This window comes from Acidicapsa ligni, from assembly GCF_025685655.1.
Taxonomy (GTDB): Bacteria; Acidobacteriota; Terriglobia; order Terriglobales; family Acidobacteriaceae; genus Acidicapsa; species Acidicapsa ligni.
Genome location: NZ_JAGSYG010000007.1, coordinates 108,790 through 121,859, shown reverse-complemented (window position 1 = coordinate 121,859; position 13,070 = coordinate 108,790). Strand labels below are relative to the sequence as shown.

At 59.0% G+C, this 13,070-nt stretch carries 13 protein-coding genes; all 13 read right to left on the bottom strand.

Translation table 11 applies throughout. From position 1 onward, the window contains the following. Window positions 1-18: 18 nt before the first annotated feature. The gene (gene mobF, locus OHL19_RS20215; protein WP_263359645.1) at window positions 19-2,715 is read right to left on the bottom strand and encodes a MobF family relaxase; all 2,697 of its coding nucleotides are present in this window, start codon (window positions 2,713-2,715) and stop codon (window positions 19-21) included. A gap of 3 nt (window positions 2,716-2,718) precedes the next feature. After that, window positions 2,719-4,635 (bottom strand): type IV secretion system DNA-binding domain-containing protein, encoded by a 1,917-nt coding sequence (locus tag OHL19_RS20210; protein WP_263359644.1) that lies wholly within the window; start codon window positions 4,633-4,635, stop codon window positions 2,719-2,721. After that, entirely contained in the window at window positions 4,632-5,027 is a 396-nt protein-coding gene (locus OHL19_RS20205; protein WP_263359643.1) for a hypothetical protein, read from the bottom strand. Before OHL19_RS20205 ends, OHL19_RS20210 begins: the two co-directional genes overlap by 4 nt. Before the next feature lie 189 nt (window positions 5,028-5,216). After that, on the bottom strand, window positions 5,217-5,543 hold the full coding sequence (locus OHL19_RS20200) for a hypothetical protein (protein ID WP_263359642.1): 327 nt from the start codon (window positions 5,541-5,543) through the stop codon (window positions 5,217-5,219). 24 nt (window positions 5,544-5,567) lie between these two features. After that, entirely contained in the window at window positions 5,568-6,515 is a 948-nt protein-coding gene (locus tag OHL19_RS20195; RefSeq protein WP_263359641.1) for a RepB family DNA primase, read from the bottom strand. A gap of 71 nt (window positions 6,516-6,586) precedes the next feature. Further along, entirely contained in the window at window positions 6,587-6,979 is a 393-nt protein-coding gene (locus OHL19_RS20190) for a single-stranded DNA-binding protein (protein ID WP_263359640.1), read from the bottom strand. A gap of 449 nt (window positions 6,980-7,428) precedes the next feature. Continuing rightward, the gene (locus OHL19_RS20185) at window positions 7,429-7,713 is read right to left on the bottom strand and encodes a DUF7673 family protein (RefSeq protein WP_263359639.1); all 285 of its coding nucleotides are present in this window, start codon (window positions 7,711-7,713) and stop codon (window positions 7,429-7,431) included. Further along, window positions 7,710-8,690 (bottom strand): CpaF family protein, encoded by a 981-nt coding sequence (locus OHL19_RS20180; protein WP_263359638.1) that lies wholly within the window; start codon window positions 8,688-8,690, stop codon window positions 7,710-7,712. Before OHL19_RS20180 ends, OHL19_RS20185 begins: the two co-directional genes overlap by 4 nt. Then, entirely contained in the window at window positions 8,687-9,496 is an 810-nt protein-coding gene (locus OHL19_RS20175; protein WP_263359637.1) for a VirB8/TrbF family protein, read from the bottom strand. Before OHL19_RS20175 ends, OHL19_RS20180 begins: the two co-directional genes overlap by 4 nt. 237 nt (window positions 9,497-9,733) lie before the next feature. Then, complete coding sequence (locus OHL19_RS20170; RefSeq protein WP_263359636.1) at window positions 9,734-10,660, bottom strand: type IV secretion system protein; 927 nt, start codon at window positions 10,658-10,660, stop codon at window positions 9,734-9,736. A 45-nt stretch (window positions 10,661-10,705) separates the two neighbouring features. Continuing rightward, complete coding sequence (locus OHL19_RS20165; protein WP_263359635.1) at window positions 10,706-10,936, bottom strand: hypothetical protein; 231 nt, start codon at window positions 10,934-10,936, stop codon at window positions 10,706-10,708. A 13-nt stretch (window positions 10,937-10,949) separates the two neighbouring features. Next, window positions 10,950-11,816: a hypothetical protein gene (locus tag OHL19_RS20160; RefSeq protein ID WP_263359634.1), complete on the bottom strand. Its 867-nt coding sequence runs from the start codon at window positions 11,814-11,816 to the stop codon at window positions 10,950-10,952. 17 nt (window positions 11,817-11,833) lie between these two features. Continuing rightward, on the bottom strand, window positions 11,834-13,069 hold the full coding sequence (locus tag OHL19_RS20155) for a TrbI/VirB10 family protein (RefSeq protein WP_263359633.1): 1,236 nt from the start codon (window positions 13,067-13,069) through the stop codon (window positions 11,834-11,836). Between the last annotated feature and the right edge of the window lies 1 nt (window position 13,070).

Below are 13,070 nucleotides of genomic sequence, written 5' to 3'. Positions count from 1 at the left end.
GTTGCGAGCCTAGCGTTATCACAGCCCAAGTGTCGGCTCGATTGTGACTGCCGAAGTCTTATTGACAGAGTGACTGAGATTCTCGGCCAGAGAGGATGCGATATTAGTAAAGATTTGCGTGTCCTGAGATGCACGAGAAATAGAGACATAGGCGAAGCGACTGTTGATTAAGTCAGGATGTGTCCTAGTGTCGATGTTTACAAGGACGCGATCCGCTGTAAGTCCTTGGGAACTGTGACTGGTGACAGCATAGCCGTGGTCGAAGTGCTGCATCTCGTGGGCGTTAAATGTAATCGTCTTGCCGTTACCGATGTGGACAGCAAGCTGCCCATCCTGGCCGATGTACTCGATGGTGCCGAGGTCGCGGTTGGCGACGCCAAGCTCTCGCTGCGATGCAGTGAACTGTAGTCGATCACCTACGGCAAACTCCCGCTCGATCTCGCGGTAGGCGCTGATGCCGTGAAGCCGGGCGGGATTGTAGGTGACGCGTTCGCCATCGGGTTTCTCCACGGTCAGTAGGTTCTCTTTGGGTTCGACGGCGACCACCTGCGCGTAGCTCTGTCTCTCGATGCCGAGGTCTTTGCTGCCGCGCTGGTAGCGCAACACATCGCCCACGTTATAACGGGCTGCCCAGGTGCGATCCGCGCCGGTCATGTCGGAGCGCGTAGCGAGCACGCGGAAGGCGTGGTCCTCCGTCTCGACCACACCGAGGGCCTGCAACTCGGCGCGGACGGCCTGATTGATGGCGCGGCGCGAAGCATTGTCGGGCGAGACGACGAGGGTGTTGTCCGGGTTGTCGGCGTAACTGCGGGCAATCGCGGCGATACGCTTTTGCGGGTCGGCAATCTCCGTCACCCGGCCCTGTTGCTCCAACAGCGCGACGCCCTCGGCGACTTCGCCACGGGACAGATGTTCAACCGCCCGCCGCAGTTCGGCATCCTTCTGGCGCACGATCTGGTCAAGCTCGGCGGTCTTCATCCCGGCCTGCACCAACTGCTCGAAGGGCTTCCCGGCCTCGACGCCCTGATGCTGGCGGGTATCGCCGATGAGCAACACGCGGTCCTCGGGGGTGATCTTGTGGAGGAAGTCCCGCATCTGTTTCGTGCTGGCAAGGCTCGACTCATCGAGCATATAGAGGTGACGCCTGCCGTCCGGCTGGACGGGGCGGGCAAGGAAACCCTGTAAGGTGTCGGCGGAGATGCCAGCGTCGCGGAGCTGATGTGCGGCGCGGGAGGTCGGCGCGAAGCCTTCGACCGCATAGCCGTGTTGTTCCGCGCCCTCGCGGACACTCGTTAAGGCCGTGGACTTCCCGACGCCCGCCCGCCCCTGCAATCCCTGCACGGTATCGCGGGAGGTGAGAATTTGTTCGATGGCTGCGCGTTGCGCGGAATTGAGCTGCTGGCGTGTTTGTGTGAGGGCCACGGCATCCTGAATGGGCATGATCGGCGCGGCCCGATTCTGTCCCTGCGCCATGTGCCCCATTACTTCGCGTTCGGCGTGGATGGTTTCTGCGGTCGTAAACTGGCGGCCCGTATCGTGCTTCTGCCCCGGCATGACTTGAAACTCGCCGGAGGCGACCCGCGCCGCGAAGCTGGCGCGTACCTCCGCGTAGGTGGTTTCACTCATGCCGCGCCGCAAGGCATCGCGGAAGAGGTCGCGTTCGTCGGTGACGGCCTCGCGCTCGAAGCTGCGGTCGCGGGCGAAAGTGACGGCCTCCCGCGCGGCCTGCTGCGTTCTCTCAGGAACTCGCTCTGCGGCCTGTCCCTGGCTCCGCTCCCGCGCCTCGGCAACGATGCGATCCGCCTGGTTGCCGAACTCGGCGGCAAGCTGGCGATGCGCGGCCAGCACCTCGGCAGGCGATTGAATCAGCTTCTTGTCGCGGGTGGAATGGGCGGCAATCTCGGCGGCTTCATGGCCGCGAAAGCCGCTCTGCTCCATGCGGTCGCGTATCTGCTGGCTGCGCTGGCTGGAGGCGTCAAGGTACTCCTGGGTATATCCCCTAATCTCCGGCGCTCCGCTGCGACCAGCCTCAATCTCGTAACCGAGATTGCGGAGCCGATAGGTCAGCTCGGATTGATACACGGCGGTCGCAAACTGCTGGGAGTCGAACAGGCTGCGCTCCTGCAATGCGCGGGTCTGTCCGTCCCCGCGCTCGGTGACATTGAAGATGACGGCGTGGGTGTGGAGCTGCGGCGCGGCGTAGCCATCGACGGGACGGGCGGTGTCATGCTCGAACTTCGCCGCGACGAATTGCCCGGTCGTCTCTGCCGGATTGTTGCCGCCGATGCGCGCCTGCGTATACCGTTCCAACTCCGTCAAAGCCGTGGTCACGGCCTGACGGTGCGCCTCCCGTATGCGGTCGTCACCGCCCACAAGAGCGGTCAGCGAGATGGATTTCGGCGCAGAGAACGTCGCATCCCAACCGGCGCGGTGCTCGACGGACTTGATCGTTTTCCCGTCCGCGCTCTGGTACTCGTAAGCCTGCCGGTGCTGCACGAGCTGGTCGCCGGTAAGCGGATGCTGCCCCTCGGAGAGCCGGGCGAACTCTTCCGCACCGACGGGGCCGGAGAGATCGAACCGCTCCGCAAGCTGGCCTTGCCACTCCCCCGGAACTTCCTGCCTACGGCTCCAATAGCTCTGATCGGGCGAGGTAAACTCGCTGGCATGGTAGGTCTGCGCTTGGGACGCGGAAAGTGCTTTCGAGATACGCAGCATGGCTCAGTCTCCGAGTGAAAATCCAGCCTGCATCGACTCGTCATCGGTTGCGCTTGTATCTGGCTGCGGCGGCTTCTTCACCAGCGTCTTCGTATCGAAGGCGAGGGCGTCGTCATCCAAAGGACGCGGGAGAAAAGCAAGCTGGGTGGCCGGAATATCGTTGTATGCGAATGAGAAGCGAGCGACCTCGTTCCCATGTTTTAAGAAAGCGTGCAGGTCGGGCAGGCCGGAGATTTCGGAGTCCATCACCAGCGGCTCGATCTGGCGCTCGACGCTGAAGTTGTTCCCAGCCCTTAAGCCGGTGGAGTGGGTCTCCCGCAGCCGCTCGATCTCGACTTTGCCGATGGCGTTCGACACCCACTCGGCGGCCTTGGGCTCCGTGATGCGGAGGAAGATTTTCGTCTTCGGCTGCGAAAGCATCACCTCGGCCATGTGCCCGTAAATGAATTCGAGCTGGGCCTTACCCTGAAAACCCAACACGAGAGGATTTTTCCCCTTCCTGTTTTCTGTCAACGCAGTATGGAGCTGCGGCAGGCGTTGCAGGCTGGCTAGCTCGTCCAACACAAACCACACCGGATGCTGGCTCTCTCGCGGCTCGTTCAGGAGACGCAACACCAGCAGGTCAATCCACAGGCTATGCAAGGGACGCAGAGCCTCGCGTTCGCTGGGCTTCGACGTAAGGAAGATCCATCCTTTGCGCGTCTCGGCCCATTGGGTCGCGTTCCAATGGTGCGCGGTTCTATCTTTCCGGGGCAGCATCCGCAGGCTGTCGGCAATCAATCCGAGCGAGGCCAGAACACCGTTGCGCTGTTGCTGGGCCCCCTTGGCAATCATCATCGCCATCTCCGTGTTCTGCACACGGCGGTCGATCTCGTCGGGGTTCGCCATCCACTCGACAAGCTCCTCCGGCGTGGGGCCAAAGGTCAGCAGGTGGGCAAAGATTTTCTGTGGCGTCTCGGTGAAGAACTCACCCTTCTTGTCGGTGGTGGGCTGGTACAGCGATGCGGCGATGGCCTTGGCCTCGGCGCGGCGGCGCAACTCCTCGGACGGCCCCCAGTAGGGGCAACGGGCATCGAGCGGATTCAGAACAATGTCACCGCGATCCTTGTCGTAGAACCGCTGCACATACTCGCACGCGGGGTCATACACGATAGCGGAATGGCCGCGTTCCTGGACTTGCAAGAGGAGCTGCATGATGAGCCTCGACTTCCCGGTTCCTGAGTCGCCCATCAGTTCAATATGCTGTCCTTCGGCCCGCTCCGGTATCCGCATGAGCTGCTTGAACTCGACGGTTTGGAAGCCGACGCCATCGCCCTTGACGGCACGATTGAAGTCCTTCGGAGACACCAGCACCGGCCCTTTGAGCAGGCGGCCGTATTTCATCTCTTTCAACCGCTCAACGTCCTTGCGCGTAGCGAAGACAAGCAATCCGAGGAAGGAAAGGAGGCCAGCGAGTAGCGGCCAGCGCAGCACGCCGACGATGCCGCGGCCGTCATAGAAGAATCGTCGCAGGTAGTCATGGAGTGGCCCGTTGCGGTAGCTGGCTTTGGGGCCGGGATACAGGTAAACGAGGCCGGAGGTGCGCGCCGAATTCGAGAGTGCAAGGGGCAAAGGCCGGCGATTGGGCTGTGGCGTAGAGCCTTTCTCCACGTCCGCTTCGGTGGCGGGCCGGGCGTGCAGATGCACGTCCGCGACGTTAAGGAGCTGGTACGTGTCCACCTGACGCACGATGCCCATCACGCCCGTCCGGACGTAGAGAGGCAGATACCAACGCTGCAACGGCGACATCAGAAACCCGATGTACAGGCCGATGAAAACGCACGTCAGAATCAGTGCCGCGAGGGTGGCGGCGAAGGCAAACACCGGAGCATGTGGTGGGCGAACGATGGTCTCTTTGCGTCCCCATTGGGTTGTGTTCATGGCTGTTCTGTTGTCCCTTCTGCATAGCTGGCGAGCATATCTGCCGCCGCCTTGCGCTTATTGGTTTTCACGTACCGGAGCATTTCCTTGAACTGCTCCGGCGTCATCTTGTCGCCGCGCAAAAGCGGCTCCAGCGTATTAATCAGCAGCAAGCGAATCGCGGTGATCTCACCCATGAGGGCAAGAGACGGCAGTTGCCGGTTGTCTCTGCCAAGCTCTCGCAACGCCAGGTCGCGCAGCCACTCCCCAACCGCTTTCCCATCGGCCTCCGAAGCCGCCTCGACTGCGGCGGCCTCGGTCGGCGTGAGCTTGGTGTTGAGGGTCTGATTGCGACTCTCGCGGCCTTTCACGGTGCCTTTGCGCCGCGTGGTTTCTATATTCAGAACTGCCATGCTGGACGACCTCCTTCTGGCAAAATCGAGTGGAGCTTATAAGCTCCCGCGATTTCATAACCTGTGTCGTTTCTGTCGGAACCCATTAGCTCCCGCAAGGAGCTAAACAGCTCCCTACAAGGGATGGAGTGTCAATCTTCTTCCGGTGCGCAGCACCGTTGTGGTCCTGCCACGGATTCCGATGGAGGATCATGCCTTCAACCCCGCCACAACTGCCGGGGTTTGTGCCGGAGACTGCACACCGCTTGCGGGCTTCTTCGCAGGCAGCTCCGCTGCATCATTGGCCGCCACTCTACGGACGCGCAGTGTGGGCGTGATGCGCTGCGCTTCTGGCGTCTTCAGGAACTCACGGAAGCCGGGATCTTTCGAGAAGACGTATTCGAGCGCCTTCTCTACCACACCATCTGCGGTTGCATGGATGTAGGCGGCGTACTGATCGACCTGCATAGCGGTCGTATCTGTCAGCCGAATCGAGGCGCTAAGGTGGCGGGTTTGGACGACTTCAAGTAAGGGCATTTGGGTCTCCTTGTTGGTGATGAATCAGGCAATCTTTCTGCGGGCAATCATGCGCTGTGCCGTGGTCGCAATCTCCCGCGCACGAGCAGAGCAAAGTGCAGCGGGAAGCTCGAAGCGGTGGCGGGATTCGAGCATGGTGATTACGTCGTCGATGCGGATGCCTTCGATCAGCCAAAGGCGAGCCGAAGCAACGTCCACCGTGCGCTGCGCGTAGTAGAGAGGATTGGGCTTGTTGGAGCGGCGCGAAGCCAGCTCCCTCGTCAGCTTCACGGCATCTTTACCGTGAGCAAGCTCATGGGAGACCCATGCCCAATCGGTCTCCGAATTGCTGTGCTTACCGGGTTGCCTCCGGGGTGGGATGGCATGGTCGAAGAGCATGGCATCGACTGCACCGCTATCGAGCCGGAAGTCGGCGGGAGTCCAGACGGAATCGCAGGGGTATTCGACCGTGACGCGGTGCGCGAGGGCATACTTACGATTCAGGAAACCGGGCAGCCGGAGAACACGGTTGCAGTCGGTGCAAGCGGAATCGCCGCCGAAGGCTATGGCGAGCAGCTTGAGGGCGCTTTCCTGAGAAGCGAAGTCGAAGCCTTCGACACGCCAAAGTACCTGATACTTTCCGGGGGATGTGGAGAGAATGGCGCTCGGAGTCGGTACGGCATCGGAAGCGCGGAGCGCAGCAAGTCGCGTATCGCCATCCGTGTCGATGTCGATATAAAGATGGCGAACCGATGCAATGCTTTCCTTGGTGCGTTTGCGACTGCCGGTGAGCAGCGGATTAGCAGCAGCATAGACGTTCGCGCCATTCCGGTTCTCATGCGCGAGCCACGCGAGATAGCGCGGCGCAAGCGCCTTCTCAAGAGCAACGATGCGCTGCGTCGGAAGGGTGGGACTCTCGCTGCGGAGCAGGAGAGCAATGGTCTCGTCAGGAGCAAAGCAACGGGTAAGAAAGTCGGCTGCGGTTTGATTCATCGTTACACCTCAGAAAGAAATGCGACGGAAGTCCGGTACTGGCTGGACCTCCATCGCGGCGAGGACAACCCCTAGAAGGGGATGTCCTCGGACGGTTCCGGCTCATGCTCCAGGTCTTCCGGGGCGGCCTTCTCCGCCCGGTCGAGTTTGAGGATGGAAGTGACCCGAACGCTGTCGGAGCGTACTGGCTTCTTCGCCTTCTTGGGCGTGTACTCGGTGTGCTGAATCTCACCCTCAAGATTGATATGTGCGCCCTTCTTGAGCGTGGCCGCGAACTCGCCGAACTTGCCGAAGACGATGCAGCGATGCCATTCGGTACGCGAGATGTACTCACCGGTCTCTTTGTTCTTGTAGGAGGTCTTAGTGGCGAGGGAGAACGTGGTGAACTTCTGGTTGTTCTTGCCGGTGCGAACTTCTGCGTCGTTACCGAGGAAGCCCATGAGGATTGCTTTGTTCTGGTACATGATGTGTCTCCGTTTTTGAATTCCCGATCTTGCTCGGGTCACACCCGGCGAAGCCAAGCGAGTGGGGCCGACTCCCAAGTGCCAAGGGTGCATTTTCTGGAGCGGGGACCCAGGCGTATTCCAGCTTGGGGGAGGAGTCCAGAAAAAGCAGAACCCGCCGTGCCGCTGGGCGTCGGTTTGCCCCCGAAGCAGTGACCGAGTGAAAGCGGGATTCGTGGTTGGGGACACACAACTGAACAATGAACTCATCCGCTTCCCGCCGATGCTATCCACCGGCAATCCAGATTCACTCTCCCCGTCCAGACCTCGGGCGAAGAGCCGCATATCGCAACCGCATTCGCGTGTCTTCTGGTCGGCACGGTCACGCTCAAAGTCACATCTTCTGCATGAGGGTTGGTTCATCGCACTGAGACCAGGAAGATCCATTGCATAGCTCCGATTCGTTCGGTTCAATCCGCAAGCTCAGGCCGCCAGCCGCGCACGATGGACTGGAACGCGACATTGAAGCCGAGAGTGTCGGGATAGGCGTTCGCACGAGCGACGTAGCTGAAGACAATCACCATGTCATCCGCAATCGAACGATCAACGAACCATAGCGTAGTGAGATCGAATCCTCCGCACTCACCCGCGTTCCACCACGCCAGTAGGAAGTCGGCGACACGCCGTGCCTGTCCGGTATCGCTTTGTGCAATCGCAATCAGACGTTCCAGAGATGCCTTTTGTTCAGTTGTCATCGTTGCTGCTCCTTTTCCGAAGCACGATAGATTTCCTCCGTCTCGAAGGACTGCTCCGTGTGGTTGTATCCGGCGACGTGGATCAACTCGCGGACACGGCGTTTGCCAGAGTGATCGCGCTCGCAATAGAGAACGAAGTCGATGGCCTCTGCTGTCTCCGAACGCACGAAAGCGTGATTGAGATTCGGCCTGGCACTCAGGGCCAAATCGGACAGCCGATTGAGAGCGTCCCACGCGGACTTTGCGTGGATAGTCGAGAGCGTTCCGCCGTGGCCTGTATTCATGGCTTGTAACAGGTCATAGCCGCACTCATCGCGGATTTCCCCCATGATGATGCGGTCGGGACGATGCCGGAGAGCAGCGGCCAAGAGCTGACTCGGGGTAATGGCAACCTGGCCGGGAATCGCTTCGACAGCTTCCCAGCGAATGGCGTTGGGATGTCCTACCTTCAACTCCGCTGGCTGCTCAATGACGATCAACCGTTCATGCAGCGGAACATGGTCGAGCAAGGCTTTCATCAATGTGGTTTTACCGGAGCCAGTTCCACCGCTGATGATGCCGTTCTTTCTCTCCCCAATCAGCCGGACAACGGTATCCCGAACCTGCTTCGGTAAGCTACCGGAAGTAATCAGTTCGTCGGACGTATACCAGCGGTTGAATTTTCGGATGGTCATGGTGATGCCATTGACGGATGCTGGCGGTCCTACGACGGCAACGCGCGAGCCATCGGGGAGCCGCGTGTTGAGAATCGGGTTCTGATCGGAGAGGTTCTGGCCGAGCTTCCGGGCAATCTGCTGAGTGGCAGCCAGCAGCGTATCGGTCGTCAGTGCAGAGGCAAGCGGGATGCGCTCTACCATCCCATTGCGGTCGGCAAACACACCCGTCGTCCCATTAATCATCAGGTCGGAGATGGTCGTGTCGAGGATGAGCCTCTGCATCTCTTCGGGGAAGAAGCCGAGTACGAGATCCCAACTCATCGGACAGCCTCTATCGGGCGTGCAGCGGCCGGAACTCCGAGCATTGTCGGAGCCGCCGTTGTCTGTGGAGACGTGGCAGGATCAATCGGCTCTACCGACAACCGATTTTCATGGAATTCCGTAATGGTGAGACCAAGCGGATTAATGGTCTCGAACTGAGGGAAGGTCTGGGCCGCGACACTGACTTGCGCCGGGTTAAGGTAGTAGGTCACAGAGAGAACCCAGTGCTCTTTGCGAGGCTGCCGGGAGTTGCGTGGGGAGAAGACCTTCGTGATGTTCACCAAGGCCGTCCCGCGCGCGATAGGCGCATCTTTAACGGTCTCCTGGGACATGGAGGTGATCGTCACACCATCCACTTCGACATCGTTCTGCTCGATTTGATTGGCGAGGACTTGCGAAACCAGATGCGTCGCATTGTCGTCGGCCATGTACTGATTGGCGAGCTGTGTCGACAGGAAATAATAGTTCATCGGATACTTCTTCGAGATGGTCTCTCGGTTGATGGTGTAGCGGTAGTTAGCCCAATCGGTGAGATACGTCCTCACCTCGCCCTCGCGGGGACTGTAGTTCAAGTCGCTGTACTGGATCGCCTGAGCATGGCGCATCTCGTCGATACGGACGTAGCGGTTGACGACGGGGCGATGGGCCAGTGAGACAATCACGGCAAAGCTGGCGACAAGAAGCACGCTCTCTGTCGCAATGACCATGCGACTCATCCTGCGTTCCGCATAGAATCCAACGTATTTCTCGTTCGCAATCTCATCGGTCAGCAGAACCTGATTGGGAGTAAGGCCTTCAGTCTTCACGGACCCTCCTGAGGGTGACGCTGCGGTGCGAATAGTGGCTGATGAAGTCGGGCGACATTGGCTGATGCGATCTCGGGTGGAAAAGGCTGCCGTGATGCACAGGGAGCGTGAGAATAATGCGAGCGAAAAGGACGAGCACAAGGATGAGAACCACGAGGACAAAGCCAGCGGCAAGCCACTGAGCAATGAATCGGAAACGAACGGGAATACAGAGATAGGCACAGATCATTGCAAACATTAGGCCCCCATTGCCACTGCCCTGATCACCAGGGCTTCAGCGAATTGCGCGACTCTTCCGGCTGCGCCGGAACCGCCACCGAAGAGTGTTTGTGTGATTGTTGGCACCATCGTCATATTGAGGATGAAGGCGATGAAGACGGCGATGACTCCGTAAAGGTTTGCTATCCACATGGCAAGCGAGTAGTCGCCATTGAAAGTCTGCTGGAGAAACGTCACTAGGAACCCTGACCAAACGAAGATGAACGCGGCAGCGACGGCCCGGATCATCGCGAAGCTGAGCAGCACATCAACAAAGTTGTAGAACTTGCCGCGAAAGGTACGGGACATCAGGAGCGGCACGAAGATGGGTCCGAAGAGAGCTGCTACGCCATAGAAGATGAAGGACGAGCAGTTGATCAGGAATAGGATTCCGCCGGCAAGGCCAACGATGAGGTAGACGAGGATATACATTCCTATCTCTAAAGGGGCCAGATAGCTGGGCTGAGGGGTGCTATTGAGCGCTGTACTGAGCGCCTGCTGCAACTGGTTGAGCGAGCTTTGATCGAGTGCCGCTACGATAACCTGCGCGAAGTACGAGAACAGGTGGTTAAATCCGAAACTTGCTCCCGGCAAGGGCGTCGTCCAATAGTTGATGATGAGCAGGCAGATAATGAGCTGCATCAAAAACTCGACAAGATCGCCGATGCGAACCGGCTGGGCGCTCAAGCTGAATGTCATGGTCGAGATGTTCCATTGCGCAACCATGCGGACAAGCTTGATGAGACTGATAAAGGCCAGTAAAGACATGCCTACAGACGACAGTGCGTCTCCGTTTTGGGTCGTGAGATTGGTGAGGTTATTGGTGAACTGATACAGCCAGTCAACCCCTGGGGCGGCGGCGGTCTGCAAGAAAAAAGCAGAGGAGGCCATGCTGTGAAGGATCATTTGTGGGTTCTCCTCTGTTGCAAGTTGCGTTGCGAGATAGAACGATTATTGGTTTGGAGCCGTGGTGGCCTTCTGTACATTGCGCTCGCGGATCTTCTGGATGGCGGCTTTGTCGTCGCGGTCGATCTGCGCTGCGTTCTCACGTTCGGCTGCGGTCTTGGCTGTGGAGGCGGCTGTCTCTTTGCTGACCTGAAGCTGATGGGCGACAACGACGCCAATCGCGCTGAGAGCGGCAAGAATCGCTATCAAGAGCTTCGTTCTGAAAGTCTGTTGCATGGCGGCTCCTTGTTTAAGGCAGGTACGTTTCCCAGGTTTGGGAACTGTTTGCAGGCGCGGACGAGAAGGTCGCCCGTTGTTGTTGAACGAATGCGGCATTGTTGATCTCATCCGCAGCCGCTGTCCGCTGAGCCATGTTCTGCACGGCGGCCTGAGCCGCCTGGCAGGCATGGAGTGCGCCTTGAGCTTGCGTCTCGTTAAGATGATGAGCATTTCCCATATTCACGAGATTGAGCTGTTCGAGTTCGGTACTGGTGAAGGATGTGGTATCAAACTGCGCTTGCGTGAGCGAACTCTGGGGCAGCATGTTTCCATTCCGCATCGCGTTGTAACTGCCCACAGAGCCAAGGCACTGACTAGAAACCCCGTCCATGGCTTCCATGCGCGTGAGGGTAGCCAACGCATGACTCGATCCGAGGACCTGGCTGCTCAGGAAAGACGACGAAGTTGAGTTAAGGCCCAGATTCATGAGCTTCCAGACCATACTTGCCGTGCCGGGCGCCTGGCCGTTCATGGCCGATTGGAGTCCAGTCGTCTCGCCGTATTGATTGGCAAAGTTTGCCATGGTGAGCTGGGACTGAATGGTTTGCCAGATGGACTTACTGCTGAAGTTCTTCAGGTTGTTCGAGATGGTGTTGTAGGTGGTAATGGCCTGCTGATAGTCCTTGTCTGCGGTGGCGAGAAGTTTGATCGTGTTTGCGAGTTGCTGTTGCCAAGTGGCGCTGTTCTGTACGTTCTGGGCAATTTGTTGGAGAGCATGGCCTGACTGCACAGGGTCGGTGAATACGCCACCGAACTGCGCGTGTCCTGGCAGGGCGGTCAACATAAGAAAGACGGCAGCAAGGGCTCCGTTCCGGTATCTGCTGAGAAGTGATTGCATGATTTAGCTCCTTTACGTCACAGTGCGGGTTCGACGCGGTGTTCTGCGTAGGAGGGGATGAGGATGTCACGGCCTATGTAGACCCGTGCGCGAGAACCTTCCTTGAGGGTGATGATCGGAAGGCGGTTGAGAAAGTGATTAAGTATCTGTTCACCCTCTTCACTGGTTTGCGACGTGACCCCGTTGCGAACCTGCGCTGAGGGATCAAGGATGTTGTTATTGCCTATCTGTGCGAGACCTCCTAATCCGCCAATCGCGGCAGCGACGGCGAACGTCTGGAAATAGCGGTTGTCCACCTTGGTTGCAAGCCCGGTCGTGCCCAAAGGATCAAGGCCCGCGAACTTGTCGAGATCGACGGAGAATCCGTCGGGGCATATTGCACGGTGGAAGGAGACCACCATCTTGCGAGCCTGACTGGAATTGACGGCTTGCACGCTTCCGATTAGCCGCGTGCCTTGTGGCAGCAAAAGCTGCTGGTGGTCGTGCGAGTAATAATCGGTCGTAAGCATAATCAGAATCGGACCAGCGAGGCCGCCGTCGATATGATTGGTCACGACTCCCTCGAAGACACTGCCCTCGAAGATCCGGTACAGCTTGCCGTCGTATGTGTCGAAGTCGTATTTGTCGATGGCTGCGTCTTTCGGCTCAGGCTTCTCCGGCGTATCCGTAGCTGGCTTGGCGGCATGGTGATCGTCAGCAACAATTGGCGCGGGAGTTGCGTGTTCCGTCGTGGGCTGGGAAAAGTCCACGGCAACCGTATCGCTGTTGATGGCGTCCTGATGTTGTTTCTCCCGCGCTAGTTCGGCCTGCTTCGCCTGAGCCTGCCGTTCCGACATCTGCGACGTTGCCTGTGGCGCGTTCGGATTGCCGGAGCCATAGATGGCGGCTCGCTGGGCAGGTGTCATCGGCGGAGCGCCCGGAGCCTCGGGGCCGGGTGTATCCGCAGCCTGGATCGCCGCAAGCAAGGCAGCCGTTGCCGCTTGTTGTCGCTGCACTTCCTGATCCTTCTTGGCGACTTGCTCCTGTTGCGTCTCGAAGGAGTTAACCTGCTGTGGATTGGCGGTCGCCGGTCTCGCCGTCAACTGGCTCTTGAGCGGTGTGGCTTTCTTGCTCGCCGTCACGACGCTGGAGATAACGAAGACCAGCAGGATAATGAAGAGCAGAATAATCATGGGTTGCCGCTTATTGATCGGCGCTGACGCCTCGGGCTGCTCTGGAACGGTGGCAGGGGGGTGCTGATTCGGTTCTGGCATG